At 52.3% G+C, this 18,186-nt stretch carries 21 protein-coding genes; 8 read left to right on the forward strand and 13 right to left on the reverse strand.

Features of this window, described 5'->3' with window-relative positions:
* Positions 1-14 precede the first annotated feature (14 nt).
* From QWY82_RS12690 to QWY82_RS12700, 3 genes are read right to left on the reverse strand one after another with little or no spacing between them, the layout of a single operon-like run.
* Complete coding sequence (locus QWY82_RS12690) at positions 15-1,613, reverse strand: acyl-CoA carboxylase subunit beta (protein ID WP_290262909.1); 1,599 nt, start codon at positions 1,611-1,613, stop codon at positions 15-17.
* 2 nt (positions 1,614-1,615) lie between these two features.
* The gene (locus QWY82_RS12695; protein WP_290262910.1) at positions 1,616-2,533 is read right to left on the reverse strand and encodes an SDR family oxidoreductase; all 918 of its coding nucleotides are present in this window, start codon (positions 2,531-2,533) and stop codon (positions 1,616-1,618) included.
* 9 nt (positions 2,534-2,542) lie between these two features.
* Positions 2,543-3,403 carry a beta-keto acid cleavage family enzyme gene (locus QWY82_RS12700; RefSeq protein ID WP_290262911.1) on the reverse strand — a complete coding sequence of 287 codons (861 nt, stop codon included), beginning with the start codon at positions 3,401-3,403 and terminating at the stop codon, positions 2,543-2,545.
* Positions 3,404-3,615: 212 nt separating this feature from the next.
* Here QWY82_RS12700 and QWY82_RS12705 point away from each other — a divergent pair, with 212 nt between their 5' ends.
* The 4 genes from QWY82_RS12705 (at position 3,616) to QWY82_RS12720 (ending at position 6,728) form a co-directional block, all read left to right on the forward strand.
* Positions 3,616-4,194 carry a TetR/AcrR family transcriptional regulator gene (locus QWY82_RS12705; protein ID WP_290262912.1) on the forward strand — a complete coding sequence of 193 codons (579 nt, stop codon included), beginning with the start codon at positions 3,616-3,618 and terminating at the stop codon, positions 4,192-4,194.
* Between the two features lie 116 nt (positions 4,195-4,310).
* Positions 4,311-5,567: a hypothetical protein gene (locus tag QWY82_RS12710; RefSeq protein WP_290262914.1), complete on the forward strand. Its 1,257-nt coding sequence runs from the start codon at positions 4,311-4,313 to the stop codon at positions 5,565-5,567.
* Positions 5,527-6,252, forward strand: a complete 726-nt coding sequence (locus QWY82_RS12715; protein ID WP_290262915.1) for an OmpA family protein — start codon at positions 5,527-5,529, stop codon at positions 6,250-6,252. Before QWY82_RS12710 ends, QWY82_RS12715 begins: the two co-directional genes overlap by 41 nt.
* Positions 6,252-6,728, forward strand: coding sequence for a hypothetical protein (locus QWY82_RS12720; RefSeq protein WP_290262916.1), 477 nt, complete (start codon positions 6,252-6,254; stop codon positions 6,726-6,728). The genes QWY82_RS12715 and QWY82_RS12720 overlap by 1 nt, the downstream gene beginning before the upstream one ends.
* Before the next feature lie 4 nt (positions 6,729-6,732).
* Here QWY82_RS12720 and QWY82_RS12725 read toward each other — a convergent pair whose 3' ends face one another.
* The gene (locus QWY82_RS12725) at positions 6,733-6,954 is read right to left on the reverse strand and encodes a hypothetical protein (RefSeq protein ID WP_290262918.1); all 222 of its coding nucleotides are present in this window, start codon (positions 6,952-6,954) and stop codon (positions 6,733-6,735) included.
* A gap of 200 nt (positions 6,955-7,154) precedes the next feature.
* On the opposite strand from QWY82_RS12725, the gene QWY82_RS12730 reads away from it, so the two are divergent.
* The 3 genes from QWY82_RS12730 to QWY82_RS12740 all read left to right on the forward strand — a co-directional run bounded on the left by QWY82_RS12730 (position 7,155) and on the right by QWY82_RS12740 (position 9,100).
* Positions 7,155-7,463 carry a BolA family protein gene (locus QWY82_RS12730; RefSeq protein ID WP_290262920.1) on the forward strand — a complete coding sequence of 103 codons (309 nt, stop codon included), beginning with the start codon at positions 7,155-7,157 and terminating at the stop codon, positions 7,461-7,463.
* Positions 7,464-7,549: 86 nt separating this feature from the next.
* Positions 7,550-8,497 (forward strand): oxygen-dependent tRNA uridine(34) hydroxylase TrhO, encoded by a 948-nt coding sequence (gene trhO / locus QWY82_RS12735; RefSeq protein WP_290262923.1) that lies wholly within the window; start codon positions 7,550-7,552, stop codon positions 8,495-8,497.
* A 300-nt stretch (positions 8,498-8,797) separates the two neighbouring features.
* Positions 8,798-9,100: a hypothetical protein gene (locus QWY82_RS12740; protein ID WP_290262925.1), complete on the forward strand. Its 303-nt coding sequence runs from the start codon at positions 8,798-8,800 to the stop codon at positions 9,098-9,100.
* Between the two features lie 28 nt (positions 9,101-9,128).
* Here QWY82_RS12740 and QWY82_RS12745 read toward each other — a convergent pair whose 3' ends face one another.
* The 7 genes from QWY82_RS12745 to aptA form a co-directional block, all read right to left on the reverse strand.
* Entirely contained in the window at positions 9,129-9,683 is a 555-nt protein-coding gene (locus tag QWY82_RS12745) for a hypothetical protein (RefSeq protein WP_290262927.1), read from the reverse strand.
* Positions 9,684-9,895: 212 nt separating this feature from the next.
* Entirely contained in the window at positions 9,896-10,807 is a 912-nt protein-coding gene (rdgC, locus tag QWY82_RS12750) for a recombination-associated protein RdgC (protein WP_290262929.1), read from the reverse strand.
* Positions 10,808-10,821: 14 nt separating this feature from the next.
* Entirely contained in the window at positions 10,822-11,199 is a 378-nt protein-coding gene (locus QWY82_RS12755) for a SirB2 family protein (RefSeq protein WP_290262931.1), read from the reverse strand.
* Between the two features lie 3 nt (positions 11,200-11,202).
* Positions 11,203-11,790, reverse strand: coding sequence for a DUF4202 domain-containing protein (locus tag QWY82_RS12760; protein ID WP_290262933.1), 588 nt, complete (start codon positions 11,788-11,790; stop codon positions 11,203-11,205).
* Positions 11,791-11,799: 9 nt separating this feature from the next.
* Positions 11,800-12,534, reverse strand: coding sequence for a fumarate/nitrate reduction transcriptional regulator Fnr (gene fnr, locus QWY82_RS12765; protein WP_290262935.1), 735 nt, complete (start codon positions 12,532-12,534; stop codon positions 11,800-11,802).
* Between the two features lie 116 nt (positions 12,535-12,650).
* Entirely contained in the window at positions 12,651-14,141 is a 1,491-nt protein-coding gene (locus QWY82_RS12770) for a CoA-acylating methylmalonate-semialdehyde dehydrogenase (RefSeq protein WP_290262936.1), read from the reverse strand.
* Between the two features lie 48 nt (positions 14,142-14,189).
* Positions 14,190-15,494, reverse strand: coding sequence for an omega-aminotransferase AptA (aptA, locus tag QWY82_RS12775; protein WP_290262939.1), 1,305 nt, complete (start codon positions 15,492-15,494; stop codon positions 14,190-14,192).
* A 94-nt stretch (positions 15,495-15,588) separates the two neighbouring features.
* Here aptA and QWY82_RS12780 point away from each other — a divergent pair, with 94 nt between their 5' ends.
* Positions 15,589-16,506, forward strand: coding sequence for a LysR family transcriptional regulator (locus QWY82_RS12780; RefSeq protein WP_290262941.1), 918 nt, complete (start codon positions 15,589-15,591; stop codon positions 16,504-16,506).
* A gap of 375 nt (positions 16,507-16,881) precedes the next feature.
* Here QWY82_RS12780 and QWY82_RS12785 read toward each other — a convergent pair whose 3' ends face one another.
* Together QWY82_RS12785 and QWY82_RS12790 are read right to left on the reverse strand one after the other, a co-directional pair.
* Complete coding sequence (locus tag QWY82_RS12785; protein ID WP_290262943.1) at positions 16,882-17,208, reverse strand: hypothetical protein; 327 nt, start codon at positions 17,206-17,208, stop codon at positions 16,882-16,884.
* Positions 17,209-17,274: 66 nt separating this feature from the next.
* Positions 17,275-18,123 (reverse strand): acyl-CoA thioesterase, encoded by an 849-nt coding sequence (locus tag QWY82_RS12790; protein WP_290262945.1) that lies wholly within the window; start codon positions 18,121-18,123, stop codon positions 17,275-17,277.
* Between the last annotated feature and the right edge of the window lie 63 nt (positions 18,124-18,186).

The following is an 18,186-nucleotide window of genomic DNA, read 5'->3' on the forward strand; positions in this document are numbered from 1 at the left end:
TGATTAGGTGCGATTTAAAAGCGCGCTACGCCAAATTTATTGTTGTTTGGATGATGGTTATCAGCTGTGTTGCAAATGTTTAGCAGTAAACCAAGAATATGCCGGGTATCTCGTGGGTCGATGATGCCGTCGTCCCACATGCGGGCGCTGCAGGCGAGGGCAGTGGAGGCTTGGTCGACAAAAGCGGCGGTATCGGTTTCGAGTTTGTTGAGCATGTCGGGATCGGCAGCGGAGCCCAGTTTTGCCTCCGTAACAATGCGCAACACCTTGCCCGCTTGCGCGCCGCCCATAACCGATGTGCGACTGTTCGGCCAAGCGAAAATAAAGCGTGGGTCAAATCCGCGCCCGCACATGGCGTAATTGCCAGCGCCGTAGGAGCCGCCGATAACAATGCTCAGTTTTGGCACCGTGGCATTGGCTACGGCCTGAATCATTTTAGAGCCGTGTTTGATAATGCCCGACTGTTCGGCCAGGGTGCCAACCATAAAGCCTGTGGTGTTGTGCAAAAATAACAGCGGTGTACGGCTCTGCTCGCACAGCTGAATAAATTGCGCCGCTTTATTGGCGCCTTGCGCGGTAATTGGGCCGTTGTTTGCGATGATGCCGATCGGCTGCCCGTAAATTCGTCCATGCCCGCACAGGGTTTGTTGATCGAATTGCGCTTTAAACTCCAAAAATTCCGATGCATCGGTTAGGCGCGCGATGATTTCGCGGGCATCAAAAGGCGTTTTGGTGTTGGCGGGTATAACACCCAGCATGTCTTCGGTGTTGTATAACGGTTCCTGCGATGCTTCTAGTTGAGCGCATTTTGGCCAATTTAAATGGCTAATAATTTCGCGCGCATAGGCAATACCCTGTGCATCATTTTCGGCGAGATATTCACCGGTCCCGGTTAGGTTCGCGTGCACATCGGTGCCACCCAAATCTTCGTCGTTGGCAATTTCACCGGTGGCGGCTTTCAACAAAGGTGGGCCAGCTAAGTACATGGTGGCTTGTTGTTTAATTAGCACCACATAATCACTCAAGCCCGGTTGATAGGCACCACCGGCGGTGGCGCTACCGTGTACCACGGTGATTTGCGGAATACCTTGGGCCGACATGCGCGCTTGGTTGGCGAAGCCTCGGCCACCGGGGGCGAAAATTTCATTGGCGTATAACAAGTTGGCGCCGCCACTTTGTGCCAGTGTGACGAAGGGCAGTTTATTTTCCATGGCGATTTGTTGCATGCGTAGGGCTTTTTCCATGCCCACCGGCGAAATAGTGCCACCTTTAACGGCGTAGTTATCTACGCGCACCATGCAGGCTACGCCGTGAATAAAGCCAACTCCGCCAATGCAGCCGCCGCCGGCACCCGAACCATCTTTATCGTCATACATTTTATAGCCGGCGAGACTTGATACTTCGATAAAGGGCGAACCGCTGTCGAGCAGTAGTGCGAGCCGCTCCCGCGGCAGTAGCATACCGCGCTGAGCGTATTTTTCGCGCTTGGCTTCTGCACTGGTGATGAGTGCGGTTTCCAGCGCGCGCACGGCGTTGAGTTGTTCCAATAAGTGTTCCGCATCGCGTTGAAAATCGGCGTGCTGTGGATTCAATTTAGATTCAATAGCGGGCATCGTTAAGCGTCTCCCGTTTCACTAGCATCGGCATCGCGTAACATCGCTGGTAATTCGGCGCGGTGAAAACCATTGTAAGGGCTTGTGTTAACGGCGGCACCTTTGGGCAAGGGCCAAATGGCGGCCGCTGAGCCCATAGAGGAGCCGCCATCCACGCGCAGTGTTTGGCCATTCATAAAGGCGGCTCCGGGACTTAATAAAAAGCAAATAACGGAACTGATCTCGGCTTCGAAGGCTAAGCGTTTTAGCGGCACATTTTCTTTAACGCCTTTTATCAGCGCTTGAAAGTGAGGGTCGTAGGTATCGAAGCCGCTGGACGCGACCCAGCCGGGCGCCACGGCATTTACCCGCACGCCGAAATAACCCCACTCCCAGGCCGCGGTTTTGGTGAGGTTTTCCATGCCCGCGCGCGCCGCGCCCGAATGTCCCATGGCGGGCATGCCGTTTAAGTTGTCGGCGGTGATATTGACGATGGCGCCGCCGTGCTTTTGCATGCTTTGCTTATAGACTTCGCGCGCCATTAAAAAACCACCCACCAGATTTGAGCGCACCACAGCTTCAAAACCTTTTAGCGATATCATTTCTAAGGGCGCGGGAAATTGACCGCCGGCGTTGTTGACTAAGCCATGTATCACCGGGTGCTTTGCCACTATGTCGGCAATGGCTTGGGTAACGGCTGCTTCGTCGCGAATATCGAAACTGAAAGATTCTGCACTGCCGCCATCGGAGCGAATTTCGTCCAATACCTTGTCGAGTTTTTCCTGCTTTCTGCCGGTAATAATGACGTGCGCGCCGAGTGCAGCCAGCTCGTGCGCCGTGCAGCGGCCAATGCCGCTACCGCCGCCGGTGACGATGATGACTTGGCCAGAAAAAAGCCCGGGTTTTAAAATCGATTGATAGCTTTCGGATGCGGTTGTCATGGCGTTGCCTTATAGAAAAATTTCGCGAGCTTGACTGGGTGTTGCGATTTTACGGCCGGCCAGTTCAGCAATGTTGACCAGTGCCGAGATGAGTTCGCCATTGTTTGCAGCGCGCTCGCCATTTGGAAGATAGAAGGTATCTTCGAGCCCCGTGCGCAAGTGGCCGCCTAGCTCAGCGGCCTTTTGATGTACCGGCCAAATCTCTTCGCGCCCGATAAGGGTCGTCTGCCAGGGGTTTGAGCTAGGCAGGTACTTCAGTAATAAACTGAGTAATTCGGTGTCGGCGGGCATGCCGGAATCCACGCCCATGACAAAATTGAAGCTGGCACGGTCAATCATGCCAACTTTTTGGTACATCCCCACCGAGCGAACGATGCCCACATCAAAGCATTCAAATTCTGGCCGGGTATTGGTTTGTTGCATGACGGCGAGCAGCTCTTCAATTTTCGAGACGGTGTTCTCGAACAGCATGGGCGGCCACGCCCAGGTACCGTCTCTTTTTGCTTTTAGGTAGTTAAGGCTGCCGGCGTTGCAGGCAGCTATTTCCGGTTGGCACCTTTCTAGGCAGGCGATTGGACCGGTTTGATCTCGGCCGATGGTGCCGGTGGAAAAATTCATGATAACACCGGGGCAGGCGGCACGTATGGCATCGCTAATTTCCGCCGCCACCTCTGGCTCCCAGCTCGGTAGGTGGCCACAGTTTGGCGCTTGGCTACGAAAGTGTACGTGCATGACGCTGGCGCCGGCCTCGAAGGCCTGGCGGGCCGCATCGGCCATTTGGCTCGCTGTCACGGGAACTGGGTGTTGGGCTGGGTTGGTGAGCACGCCGGTTAATGCGCAGGTGACAACGGCGATATCGGGGTTTGTCATGGTGCTTGTCCCTTTTCAGTGGCGCAGTAAATGGCCATATGTTGCGCCTTAGTTGAGGCGATTTACCAAGCGTTGATTAAACACGGGTAGACCTTACCAAGCAAGCGCTTGGTTGACAATATCTTACGGTTGCTGTCTAGTACTTTTTTTATTATTTCTAGCCTAAGGTTTTGCTCTATGTGGGCTCGCCGCAGAGGTTGATAGGAGTCTAGGTGAATCAGCGCGTTTTGAAGGATGAGGCTTCCGCCAAGGGCAAGGTGCTACGCGCCGCCGCTGTACTATTTCGCGAAAAAGGCTTCGCGCGCACGACGGTTCGCGATATTGCGGCGGAGGTGGGCATTTTATCGGGGAGCTTGTTCCACCATTTTCCCAATAAAGAGGCGATTCTGGCGCAGCTTATGGAAGAGCTGATTTTGTCAGTCGAGGAGGAGATGGATAACCAATTACACGGGGTAGCCGATAGTAAGCGGCGCTTGGCTGTTTTAGTCACTTGTGAATTGAGCGCCATTCACGCCCAGACGGGAACGGGTTTTAGTATTTTAATGACCGAGTGGCGTTCCTTAGGCAAGGTGAATCAAGCCCATATTTTGAGCTTGCGCAATCGTTACGAACAGCGTTGGTTGGACTGCTTGCGCGCCTTAAAGGCCGATGGCTTAATGCCCATCGATCCAGCCTTGGCGCGCAATTTTATTCGCGGCGCAGCGATGGAAACCTGGCATTGGTACAACCCGAAAGGCGCCATGGGGCTGAGCAGTTTGGCTGAGGAACTGGTGAATTTGGTCAGCCGTTAACGGCTTGGTTGACATCAAAGGGTGATGAGCTTCAGGCGTCCTAAACTTAGCGCTTGTCCAAATAGGGGGTTAGTCTATATTGTGGCAACAATAACAAAGTTGAATAAGGGCCCGTTATGGAGCTTTGGGCAAGTTTTCCGCCACTGACCTTGGCTTTATTGGCGCTGATTGCGCTACTGTCTATCTACTTCGTCGGCCCCGGCTATAACAGCCACAGCGCCACACAATCCCCCGCCATTCTCACCAGTATGGGTATCTTCGGTACCTTTTTAGGTGTTGCGCTGGGTTTACTGCAATTTGATACGGTGAATATCAGCGCCAGCGTGCCGCAACTTATCGACGGTTTAAAAACCGCGTTTTGGACTTCTATCGCTGGTTTGCTCGGCGCTCTGAGTGTGAAAATGCGGCATTTGTTTGCGCTCATGGGGCAACGTCGAAAGCAGGAAACCTACCACACCGCCACAGTGACAGATCTAGCAAATTTGTTGACCGATATTCACCAAAGCCTCACCGATGTGGACGCTAAGGGATTGCGCGCGGAAATCGTCGCCTTGAAACAGTCGGAAGCTGATGGGCTCAAGGCCATGCATCAGCAATTGAAGCTGTATCAAACCGAAATGGCGGAAGCGAATGCCAAAGCGTTAGTATCGGCGCTGGAAAAGGTGATGCGCGATTTTAATGCGGAAATTAACACCCAGTACGGCGAAAATTTCCGCGAGTTAAATGCTGCCGTGGGCAAGATGTTGTTGTGGCAGGAAAATTATAAACGCGAGTTAGAGGAGCTTTTAGCTGGCCAAAGCGCCAACGGCAAACTTCTAGACAAGGCCGCAGAGGCCTATCGGGAAATGGTTGGCCATGCCGACGTGTTTAATCAAGTGTCGCAATCCTTAGGGCAGATGCTCGCCGGAACTAAGGCGCAGTCTGAGCAGATGGCGAGCTATTTAGAGCACTTGGCCAACGTCTCAGAGCGCGCTGCTCAGGGCTTACCGGATTTGGGTGCGCGTATTGATAGCCTGACCACAGAGCTTTCAACTTCTGTGAGCCGCAATCAACGGCAGATCAGCGAGGCATTATCGCAGTCTCTAAATGGCCTAACCACCAGCTCTCAGCAAGTGCACGAGAGTTTGGCGGTGTTGGCGCAAAATGCCGATGCGCGCATGGCGGAGCACCTAGGAAAAATTCAAAAAGGCTTGGAAGAAGAATTAGTCACGGCATTGAAAACCTTTGGTTATCAGATGACGTCGCTCTCAGAAAAATTCGTTAACGATTATGCCCCATTAACCGAAAGGTTGCGGCAACTCATACTCTTGGCAGAAAAATTAGGCCCACAAGATGCTAAACCCCAACAGCGAGCTCGAGTCACCGCCGAGTAATGCCGTAGAGCAAGAAGAGCACTGGGTCTCCGTCAGCGATTTGATGGGTGGGCTGATGATGGTGTTTTTGCTGATCTCGGTTATTTATATGGTGCAGTTGGAAATCGAATCGCGAAAAATTAAAGATGTCGCGATCTTGTACGATCGTTTGCGCACTCAGCTTTATCAAGATTTGTTGGCCGAATTTGGCGACGATTTACCGCGCTGGGGCGCCGAGTTAGACCCAGACTTAAGCGTTCGCTTTCTAAACACAGAATTATTATTTGAGCGCGGAGAGTCTGATTTAAACCCCGCATTCTCCGATATTCTGGCAGACTTTTTTCCGCGCTATGTCGCAATACTCACGCGCGACAAATACCGCAACGATATTTTAGAGGTGCGCATAGAAGGCCATACCTCCAGCGATTGGGGTCGAGATGTTAACGAGGAGGATGCCTACATTCGCAACATGGCATTGTCGCAAGAGCGTACGCGCGCGGCATTAGGTTTTGTGTTGGCGCTGCCCAGTGTGGTGCCGGAAAGAAGCTGGTTGGTGTCGCACCTAACGGCGAATGGATTGTCGTCGTCAAAGCTCATTTTAAATGCCGATGGCCTTGAAGATGGCGCGCGATCGCGCCGAGTGGAATTTAAAGTTCGAACCGATGCCGATGGGCGAATCGCCACCATCTTGCAGGATGTGCACTAGTGGATTTGCCAGATTTTAGTCAATTCGAGCCGTTTTTAATGCTGCGCCGGAAAATGGGTGCACAGCGCTTAGGTAGTTTTGAATTTTTTGATCCAAAGCTGCATTTAACGGCGCAAGAGCGGTTGGTATTGTTGCGCCAGGGCATTTTGCTGCCCGTGACGGCGCTGCGGAAATTAACCGATGCCACCATCGCGTTTAAAAATGCGCGGGTTCTAGTTTGGCCTGAAACTGATGCCTTAACTACGGTTTATCATTTAAGTTGGTGCGATCAGTTTCCGGTAGACGCGCGTTTGCGAGCCGGGGTGCAAATAGGGCGCTTAGCCAACGCCCGGGTCTGCCAAGCCTGTTTAGATTTGCTGCAATACGAAGGTCACAATTCTCATCGGCACCGGCACGATGCTTATTATGAGAAGGTGCGAGCCGAATTCGATGTGCGTGCGTTTTTTGGGCGCTATCCCCATTACCCGGTGAAGTAAGGCGCTACTGGATAGGGGCTTCAAGCGCCGCCATTTGTGCTTCGTAAAAGGCGGTAATATCTTCGATTTTGCTACGCTGGGCGGTGCGGCGATCTCGCTGGGTACGGCGTTTACGGTGATAGAGGTCTAAGTCTAGGTTGGCGCATCGATCTTGTTCAACGCGTCGATTACCCTTGCGGCGCTCGACAAAGAGCGGAGAGTTGCGAGATGGTGCTGTAGCTGACATTGCATGGGCCTTCGGAGATTATTGATTTTATTTGTCGTCCCTCAGTGCCAATGCCTGCGAATGTCCATTCGGTGGCGGCGTATATCCTAACGTGTTTTAGGTGCCAGTCTAGTACCTAAGTCTCACTTTGTGCAGATCAATTACCGTCAACTTCTGGGTATTTCATCGTTATAATGGTGTTTTTCTCAGGGCTGCTCTCTATGCAAAAACAAGAAATGATCGTGGGCTTGCTCACGAAGGCGCTTGCGCCGCTGCATTTATCGGTGGAAAACGAAAGTCACATGCATAACGTGCCGCCCGGTTCCGAATCACATTTCAAGGTACAAATAGTGTCCGATGCCTTTACCGGTAAGCGCATGGTGCAGCAGCATCAGCTGGTCTATGCCGCGATGGGTGGGATGATGGCGCAGATTCACGCCTTGGCGTTGCACACCCTGGCGCCCGACCAGTGGCATGGCCAAGCTGCCGAGGCTTCGCCGAACTGCATGGGTGGTAGTAAGGGCGCCTAGCCTAGGGATTCACTGAGCTTGATGGTTGTGCGGTTTTTGTTCAATCACTACAATGCCGCCTGTTTTTACTTACTGGTACTGCTTGCATGTCTGTTGTCGTTTGCGCTTTGTATAAATTTGTATCTTTGCCAGATTTTAAGGCCCGTCGTGAGCCGCTCTATGACGAAATGGAGCGCCTTGGGGTTAAGGGCACCTTGCTACTGGCGGCTGAGGGTATAAATGGCACTGTGGCGGGCACTCGGCAGGCGATTGACGGGCTATTGAGCTATCTAAAGGCTCAGCCTCCCTTTGCTGCCTTGGATTACAAGGAGTCCTTTGAGCAAGAAATGCCTTTCTATCGCACCAAGGTCAAGCTCAAAAAAGAGATAGTGACCATGGGGATAGAGGGTATTGACCCGCTGCGCGTGGTTGGCTCCTATGTGGAGCCAGAGGCTTGGAACGCGTTGATTAGCGACCCTGAGGTTACGCTGGTGGATACTCGTAATTACTATGAGTACCAAGTGGGCAGCTTTAAGGGCGCCCTTGACCCGAATACCGAGAGCTTTCGCGATTTCCCTGAATACGTAAAAAACCATCTAGATCCGGCCAAAAACAAGAAGGTGGCGATGTTTTGCACCGGCGGTATTCGCTGCGAAAAATCGACGGCGCTATTGAAGGAGCAAGGGTTTGAGGAGGTTTATCACCTCAAGGGTGGGATATTAAATTATCTGGAAAAGGTACCCGCCGATGAGAGCCTTTGGCAGGGCGAGTGCTACGTTTTCGATAACCGCGTCACCGTCAATCATGCCTTAGAGAAAGGTACCTATGACCTCTGCCACGGCTGTCGTCACCCGATTACCGAAGCGGATAAGTTGTCGCCCTTGTTTCAGCAGGGCATCAGCTGTGCTCGATGTCACGATCAATTAACGTCTGAGCAGCGTCTGCGTTTCGAAGAGCGTCAACGCCAAATTGAACTGGCAAAACAGCGTAATGAAGTGCATATAGGCCGCGCGCCTACTGAGCGTCAACGAAAATCTCAGCAGCGCGCGAAGTAGGAGTAGGGGGGTGCCTGGCAGTGCTAGGGTAGTGTGCAAGCTATCGCAGAGTCGTAATGAAGGCTTGATAACCTAGTCCTTCAGGCGCGGGTTGGTCTAAATAGGCCGCGCTGTTTGGCTAGTATCTGGTTGGGGCTGAGATCTACCGCACGTAAACTTAGTCTAACGTCTAGTACCCTAGCCGGTATCAAATATGATCTAATGCTCAACTTTGCAGGGCTCGATGGGTGTTTCATTTTCCAATAGGTAGTATGGGGCGGTGGTAAGCAGCCCAGTATTTGTGAAAAGGTAGATGTTTTAATGGATTTTAACGAGTGGACACTGGCTCCTGACGGACGTTCAGCCAGTCATAGCTGTGGTTTTACCTTGTCTGTCGAGGGTAACCCTCGCGATCCACAGGGCGTAAACCCAGGGCGGTTTCCGGCTGATCTGAGCATCATCGATCAAGCGCGTCTGCTAAGGCATGGTGTTGAAGCTATAACCAAGGCGGCCCAGCGCCCCGCGAGTGTAAAGCCCAAGCCACTGGCTGGTGTGAAGCCCGCGCCTGATCGACCAGTCTTATCGATCAAAAGAAATAATACAGATACAGAAACGCCAGCGTAAGCTGGCGTTTTTGGTTCATTTACCCGTTTTAGCGCGACGTAATCATGTGGCCTTTTAGCAGCAGCATGTTCTTGTGGTTGTCGACTAAGGTAAAAAGGGTATAAAACTTGGTTTGAGCGACATGGGTATCATCTGCACTGCCTGGCGCTGCTAGCGTACCTTGGGTCGCGTAGGTGACACCTTTCATGAGTGAATCCAGTTCGGAGGTCACGCCATCTATGGCGTCAAAGATACCATTAGTTGTTTTATCATCCTTGAATACACGGCCTTTGCCCGTTGCAGCGATGTAGTTGTCGCACTCAGTCAGCCAGTCTTTACGCTGCTCCAAAAAGTTTTTGGTGTTGCGCATACCGCGCTTACGCGTGGTGTCTAAGTGTGATTCGGTATAGCTTTGCAGGCTTTTCATCGTGCTGGTCATGAATTCGCCACTAATACCGTCGCAATACTTCCATGTTAAGTACTTTGGGAATTCTGTGCCTAGCTTCTTTTCAGCCGCTTCTTTTTTACACATTTCATCACAGGCATAAGCCCCTTGTGCGAGGCAGAGACCTAAAAGTCCGAAGGTTAAAATGAGTTTTTTCATGATTAGCCGCCATCTTTATTATTCTTTCGCGTTATTTCCGCGCTACGTATTGTGTATACGTCAAGTATAAGAGCTTGTCAATGGGTTGTTTTGTGACCAATGCGTCAAGCTTTGTGTGAGCTGGTACCGTTTAAACTTGCAACTAAGGGCTTAGTTGGCGTTTGAGTACCAGCTGCGCTGCAGTTGGTACTCCGGTATAGCTTGTGTTTCGGCTAAATCGCGTCGGACTTTTCGCCGCCCAATGCCTCAGCGAGCTTAGGTAGGAAAGCGCGAAGGCTCAGCAGCATGAGGTTGAATTCGCTGTCGATCAGGGCCTGTGAGTCAGCGCCGCTGGCTTGGGCTTCCTGCTTTAGGTCGTCGCCGAAGTTTAGGCGTTTTACGTGACCCTCTTGGGTAAGCACAAAATTCAGCTGCTCTTGCCATTGCAGAGCCAGCTGCACCACTTGCTTGCCCGCGGTGATGTGGCTTTGGATTTCCTCGCACAGTAAGTCGTGGCGGCGGCATTTGAAAATTGCACCATCGTCGCCCGATTCTCGCAGCTCGCACTCGGCACCCAGTGCCCAGCCCTCCGGCATCGCTTCGCCATTAACCCATTGGGTCATGAGTACGGCAGGGGATAGGTTGTATTGGGTTAAACTTAAGGGCAGGCTACCCACGGATTGACGCAGCAAGGATATTAGCTCCTCTGCGCGGGCAGGGCTGGCGGCGTCGACGATAATGACACCGGCTTTGGCATCGATCAGTGCGTGGGTGCGGCGACTTTTACGCAGCGCTTTCGGCATACATTCAAACAGAATTTCTTCTTTTAATTGATCTTTTTCTTTACGGTAGACGCGGCGTTCTTCCGCAGCCTCTATTTGCCCCGCCTTTTCCTCAACCATCTCCCTGATCACGGCCGCTGGAATCACTTTTTCTTCTTTCCTGAGGGTGACCAGTGCAGCCTGTTGCGCGACCAAGGTGAGTTCTTCGCTGAATTTACCTAAGGGTGGTACCCAGCCCAATTTGAACAATTCTTGTTGCGAGCAGGGGGTAAACGCCTGTTCCTCAAGTGTTTTAGAGAGTGTAGACAAATCGAGGCTGAATCCATCGTTAATACGATAGATTTGTAAATTTTTAAACCACATGGTGACTGTTCCGGTTACATCAAATTCAAAGTAGGGGATTTAGTGATGGCGACACCAAAAATGTAACAAATGGTACAAAGTGCGGCGAGCCAGCTGGTCAGTTGCGAAGGTCGCGTTTTGGCAAATTTAAAGGCAAGCAAACCAAGCCCGATGTAAATCAAGAGGGCTGTGATTTTTGCCAAAATCCAAGGGTGCTGAAGCGGGTTCCAGTGATAGGTTAGGAGTAGCGCGACCGCAGACCCGAGTAGCAGGGTATCGTTAACGTGGGGCAATATTTTGGTTAGCTTTGCTTGAAATAGGGGAGAGCCCTTCAGCAACCAAATGCCTCGGAGTATAAAGCCGATAAGTGACAATAACGCAAAGGTTGCGTGCAGGTGTTTTAACATAAGCATGGGTTAAACCTTAAGCGCTTTTTTTATGAGAGTTTCTATCTGGGGGTCGAAAGTGATGGTTAAGGCTGCTTGATGGCCTGATTCCGACATCTTTCGCCAGGTTTTTTGGATGATACTGATCAGCTTTTCTTCGTCATGTTTGCTGGCAAAATCTGCTAAGTAAAATTCGAGAAACACCAGGCAGGCGACATCTTCAAGTATCTGGGTGTTGGGGTTGGATTTTAGGTTCTCTTTTTTTAGCAGAGAGGAGACCTCATCAATCAAGCTCGCCTCGAGCTTGTGCTCTGACAAAATTTTTGCCGTGACTTGGGCATGGTGTTTGGCAAGGTCGGTGCGCCAGCGGTGGTAGCCCGGCCGATCCATGGGGTAAGCGCTGCGGGCTAGGTGCCAGCGTTCGATGTGTTGCGCCCGCGTCGCGATAATCAGCGCAAACGACGGGCTATGGCAAAAGGCCGCTAGGCGTTCATTCATGCGCACGCCATACAACTGCGCAGCACCTAAGGTTTTCGAATGGTGCTCAACTTGTTGAGGATCTTTGCTATTGCGCTGATCAATGTCGGCTAGGACACTAGCTAATACTTCAGGGTTCAATGTAAGTGCTCAGTGGCTGGAAGAGGCGCTGGCCTTCAAGAGATCGAGATCTTTCACGTCAATCTCTTTTTTATCGACCTCAATGACGCCGAGCTTTTGTAAACGGCTAAAAACGCGGCTTACTGTTTCAACAGTTAGGCCAAGGAAGCTACCGATATCGGCACGCGACATAGATAGACGAAAGCGAGTGCCGGACAGTTGACGACGTTGATGGCGCGAGGAAATGCTTAGCAATAGCGATGCGACCCGCTCTTCGGCGGTATTTTTGCTGAGCAGTGTCACCAGTTGTTGCTCGTGGGTAATCTCTCGGCTCATTAGCTGAAAAAAATGGTTCTGTAACGAGGGTAACTTAAGGCTGAGCTCGGTCATTTGCGTGAAAGGGATTTCGCACACGGCGCTGGTTTCCAATGCAATGGCGGAATTCGTGTGCTTGCTATGGCCTATACCATCCAAGCCCATGACTTCACCGGGCAAAAAGAAGCCGGTTATTTGTTCTTCGCCGGTATCGCTGAGTGTGAGTGATTTAATGCTGCCAGATCGCACCGCGTATACAGACGAAAATACGTCGCCGGCACGAAACAGATAATCGCCTTTTTGCAGCGGGCGCCCGCGCTTGACGATGCTGTCAATCTTTTCAATATCATCAATGTGCACGCTTATCGGTAAGCAAATGGAGCTTAACCGACAATCACCGCAGGTTACGGCATTGTTGTGTGGGCAAGTGGCATGTTGTGCTGAAGACATCGCGGTGAGCCAAGGTAAGAAATAGGTCGCCCCTGATTATAACGGCGACCTGTTCATTTCGATACCCACAAAGGGTAAGTTGTTAGCTCTTTCAATTTTTACAGTGCTAGGCCGCGTTAGCTGGGGAAGCTGAATTGGGCAGACTCCCTCAGGCCGCCGGCGGGCCAGCGCTGGGTAATGGTTTTACGGCGGGTGTAAAAGCGCACGGCATCCGGGCCATAGGCGCTCAGGTCGCCAAATAACGAACGTTTCCAGCCACCGAAGCTGTGGAATGCCATAGGTACCGGCAAGGGGATGTTAATGCCCACCATGCCAACTTGAATATGGTCACTGAAGTAGCGCGCCGCTTCGCCGTCGCGAGTAAAAATACAGGTGCCATTGCCGTACTCGTGGGCATTAATGATATCCATGGCTTCTTGCATCGACTTGGCTCTTACCACGCAGAGCACCGGGCCGAAAATTTCGTCCGTGTAAATGCTCATCTCGGTGCTGACTTTGTCGAATAAGCAGGGGCCCAAAAAGTAGCCATGCTCGTGGCCTGGTACCGTCAGGCCGCGGCCATCCACAACCAGTTCAGCGCCTGCGGCAACGCCAGCATCCACATAGCCTTGTACCTTGTTGCGGTGCGCGCCGGTGATCAACGGCCCCATATCGTTACTATTGTCGCTGCCGACACCGGTTTTAATATTCGCCATAGCGGCTTTAAGCCCATTCACTAGCTGGTCGGCGCAGGCGTCGCCGACGGCAACGGCGACAGAGATTGCCATGCAGCGCTCGCCACAGGAGCCGTAGGCAGCGCCTATGAGCGAGCTGATGACATTATCCATGTCGGCATCGGGCATGACGATGGCGTGGTTCTTTGCGCCGCCTAAGGCTTGAACACGCTTGCCGTGCCGCGTGCCTTCGCTGTAAACGTATTCGGCGATGGGAGTCGAGCCAACAAAGCTCACGGCTTGGATACGAGGGTCGGTGAGTAGGGTATCGACAGATTCTTTATCGCCGTTAACGAGGTTGAGCACGCCCTTGGGTAGACCGGCTTCTTGTGCTAACTCGACGATGCGTTTGACCGAACTGGGGTCGCGCTCGGACGGTTTAAGTACTACGGTATTGCCGCAAACAACGGCCATGGGCCACATCCAGAGCGGCACCATGGCGGGGAAGTTAAAGGGCGTAATGGCCGCCACAACACCTAAGGGTTGGAATTCGCTCCACGAATCAATGGCGGGGCCGGCGTTTTTGCTGTGTTCGCCTTTTAACAATTCTGGCGCCGCTGTGGCGTACTCGACATTCTCGATACCGCGCTGCAATTCACCCAGTGCATCGTTTAGTACCTTGCCGTGCTCGGCGGTTATCAGCGCGCAAATTTCATCGGCATGGGCCTCGAGTAGCTCTTTAAATTTGTACATCACGCGCGCGCGTTTTAGCGGCGGGGTATTGCGCCACGCGGGAAAGGCCTCCTGTGCGGCTTGAATGGCGAGCTCTACTGTGGCCTTGTCGGCCAGCTCCACGTCGTAGCTCGAGCTACCCGTGGCTGGGTTGTAAATGGCCTGCCGGCGGGTGCCGCCGCTTACGGCTTCGCCGTTAATGATGTGTCCGATGCTAGTCATGATTTTTCTGTTCCTTAACGTGAATTCAATGAGTGTGTCGACAGCGGCTTATTTTTCGCTAAGGCTATCGGACAGGGCGCTGATTAAGGTGTCGATTTCCTGCTTTTCGGTGATAAAAGGCAGGCCGAGCTGAAGGGTGTCGCCACCGTAGCGCACGTAAAAGCCTTTATCCCACATCTTCATAGCGACTTCATAAGGTCGTTTGGCCGGTTCGCCTGGGTAAGGCGCCAAGGTCAGTGCGCCGGCAAAGCCGTAGTTTCGAATGCCGGCCACATGGGGCTTGCCTTGCAGTTGGTGTAGTTGGGTTTCGAAGTAGGGCGCGAGGCTCGCAACCCGGTCGACCAATTGATCCTTAACTAACAGGTCGAGCGCGGCGATGCCCGCGGCGCAGGCTAGGGGGTGGGCCGAATAGGTGTAGCCGTGCGGGAACTCTAAAAGGTACTCAGGGCCACCGGCCTCCATGAAGGTTTGGTAGATCTCGGCCTTAGCGACCACAGCGCCCATGGGCACTGCGCCGTTAGTCATTTGCTTGGCGATATTAAGTATATCGGGCGTGACGCTAAAAGCCTCGGCGCCGGTCATGGCACCACAGCGCCCAAAGGCGGTAATCACTTCGTCGAAAATAAGCAGGATATTGTGTTGGTCGCAAATCTCTCTCAGCCGCTGTAAGTAGCCAATGGGCGGAATAATGACCCCGGCTGAGCCGGCAAATGGCTCGACAATCACTGCCGCAATATTGGAAGCGTCGTGCAATGCGATTATCTCGAGTAAATCATCGGCCAGCTCGGCGCCCTGTTTGGGCATGCCTTTTTGGAAGGGCTGATCCTTTAACAACGTGTGCGGCAGGTGATCGCTGGCAATGAGATCGCCGAACAAGGCGCGATTGGCGCCGATGCCGCCGACGCTAATGCCGCCGTAATTGACACCGTGGTAACCCTTGGCGCGGCCGATGAGGCGGGTTTTGCCGGGCATGCCTTTTTTGCGCCAGTAGGCCCTAGCCATTTTTAGCGAGGTGTCGGCACTTTCTGAGCCGGAGCCGGTAAAAAACACATAATCTAAGCCGGCCGGCATCAGGTCGACAATTTTGTTGGCCAGCTCGAAAGATAGCTCGTGGCCGAATTGGAAAGCCGGGCTGTAGTCGAGGGTTTTCGCCTGCTTGGCGATGGCGTCGCTAATTTCGCTGCGGCAATGGCCGAGGCCGCAAGTCCAAAGACCGGACAGGCCATCGAATATTTTTCTGCCGCGATCATCGGTAAAGTAGGCGCCCTCGGCGCTGGCAATCATGCGTGGATTCTTCTTGAAGGATCGGTTGGCGGAAAATGGCATCCAATGGGCATCTAAACGATTACGCATGACCAATTACTCTGGCTGATTAGGGAATGGCGCTACTCTAGCGATCTTGTTATGTTGTATAAATATCAATGTATCGTATTAAAGTGTGCTGTTTATGAAACAAAAGGCGTGGTTGGGCCAGCTCAGTGACCCGGATTTACGGTTGCTGCGGGTGTTTAAGGTGGTGGTTGAAAGTGGCGGTATTTCCGCGGCTGAGTTGGAACTGAATATCGGCCGCTCGACGATTAGCCGCCACGTTAAGGACTTGGAGCTGCGTTTAGGCTTGTCGTTGTGTCGGCGCGGGCGCAGTGGCTTTGCGCTAACGGCAGAGGGGCGCAAGGTGTATCAATCGGCGCTGCGCTTGATGGGCTCATTGGATGAGTTTCGCGGCGATGTAAACGATATTCGCAGGCGCTTAACCGGCAATTTGACTTTGGCCCTGTTTGACAAAATGGCCACTAACCCCAAGTGTCGGTTACATCAGGCCATTGCTTTGTTTGCCGAGCAGGCGCCGGATGTCAGTATCGAAATGTTCGTTGAGCCATTAAATGAAATTGAGCGTGGCGTTATTGAAGGGCGGTTTCAGTGTGGTGTGATACCGAGTCATCGAACCTCGGCAAGTTTGTCTTATCGGCCTTTGTTTGATGAATCGATGTTTCTTTATTGTGGCAATTTGCACCCCTTGTCTAGTCGAGCGGGCGAGGCGATAGACGCGGCAACATTGCTGCAGTGTCAATACGCTGGTTTAGGCTATCACTCGCCTAATATGGAACAGGCGCGAACCTTAGGGTTAATGCGCGCGGCTACCGCCTATGACCAAGAGGCGATTGTGCACTTGTTATTGTCGGGTGTTTTTATTGGCTACTTACCCGATCATTACGCCCAGGCTTTAGTGGCTGAAGGTCGGTTGGCTAAATTAAATCACCCAAAATTTAGCTATATGTGCGAATTTGAAGCGATATGGCGAACCTCACCAAAACCCTCGCGCTTGCTAGATTTATTTTTAACTTGTCTCGCCAAAGCGCATGAATAGCGCGCATAAAAAAATCCCGGCGTTTCTGGGGGAGAGCGCCGGGCCAAGACCATTAGGAGTGAAACATAAAGGATAAAATCCTAGAAACCAGCTATTCGCATAGCTACCGGTTCCACATTGCACGTTGGGGATTGCGTCGCCGGTATGTTTAAGTATTGTTTAGCTTTTGCGTTTCGCCAGTGAGTTTTTTCGGCCTGTTAAACAAATTTGGACTAGTTAGCGGTGTCTAATGGTTGAATCGGACATATTCCCTTAGGTTGTCTTATAAGCCATGGAAAAGTTAGATCAAAACACCGCTTCATCATATTTTTACGGGCCGCGCGCGCCTTTAGGCTGGCTCCTAAGCTCAATCGGCTGCTCAAGTTAATAAGTTGATTAATTTAATAGATGGCTGAGCGCGTCAGCTGCTTGGCCGAGACGTTTGGCCGTTTTAGAGCGTATAACACTGTTGTGCGGTTTTGCGGTCAAGCTGCCCAGTTCTGTGGTGGCGAGCCGGAAGTCGCTGCAGATAACTTCGTAGGGTAGGTTGTGGTCTTGCACGCTGAGTTTGTTTAGTTCGGACATTTCTTGGTGTATGGCGTTTATCAAGTTGTAGAAGTGATCTTTACCTTCAAGGCTGGATGCTTCCCAATAGGCGTCATCTAAGCAACCCAAAAGCTCTTCCAAGGTTACGATGGCGTCTGAAATACACATGCTGGTCATACACGGCTCCTAATACCCAAATGGTGACTTATTTGAGTATAGGAGCCATCAGCACAATTGCTGGGATTAACGGGGCTCGATTGGGCGAATTAGCCCTTCTTGCATGGTGGATGCCACTAATTTGCCATCACGGTTGTAGATTAGTCCTCGGTTAAGCCCGCGCGCACCACCGGCCCAAGGGCTGTCGGTGCTATAGAGCAGCCAATCATCGACCCTAAAATCCGCGTGAAACCACATGGCATGATCAATGCTCGCCGGCATGAGCTTGGGCGACATGATGGAGGTTGGGTGGGGCAAGGTTGAGGTTGCCATCAGGCCGATATCGCTGGCATAGGCGAGGGCGGCACAGTGCAGGATAGGGTCATTGGGCAAACCCGACACAGCGCGCATCCAAAACTGGCTATAGGGCGCTAGCGCTTTGTCGGAGAAATACATTTCGGGGCTGGCCGAGCGCAACTCGAAAAACATGCCGTGAGCATCGGGTGTGTCGATTTTGGCGCCCGGGTTGGACTTGATAAAGCTGGTGCTCTCCAGCTCTTCGGGGCTGGGGGGCGTGCTGTCGAGTGATATTTGATGGCTAAAACCGGGCTCTTCGATATGAAACGAACAGGCCATGTTAAAGATGGCGCGGCCCTTTTGGCGAGCTACCACCCGGCGGGTTGTGAAGCTGCCGCCATCGCGAATGGGGTCTACGTCGTAAATCACGGGGATGTCACTGACGCCTGGGCGCATAAAGTAGGCGTGTAACGAGTGCGGCCGTCGGCCCTCAACGGTGCGAGCCGCGGCCATAAGCGCTTGGCCCAATACCTGGCCACCAAAGAGGTGGTTGCGATGATTTTCCTGATGTTGGCGGGACCTGAATAGGTTCAAGTCGAGCTGTTCAATATCGAGAATGTTCAACAAGGGGTTAGTCATAAGTTGGGCAACTCTTCAGAATGGGTTTTGCGAATAGTGGGAATTGCGTCCAAGCTTAGAAAC

The organism is Simiduia curdlanivorans (genome assembly GCF_030409605.1).
In the GTDB taxonomy this organism is placed as follows: domain Bacteria; phylum Pseudomonadota; class Gammaproteobacteria; order Pseudomonadales; family Cellvibrionaceae; genus Simiduia; species Simiduia curdlanivorans.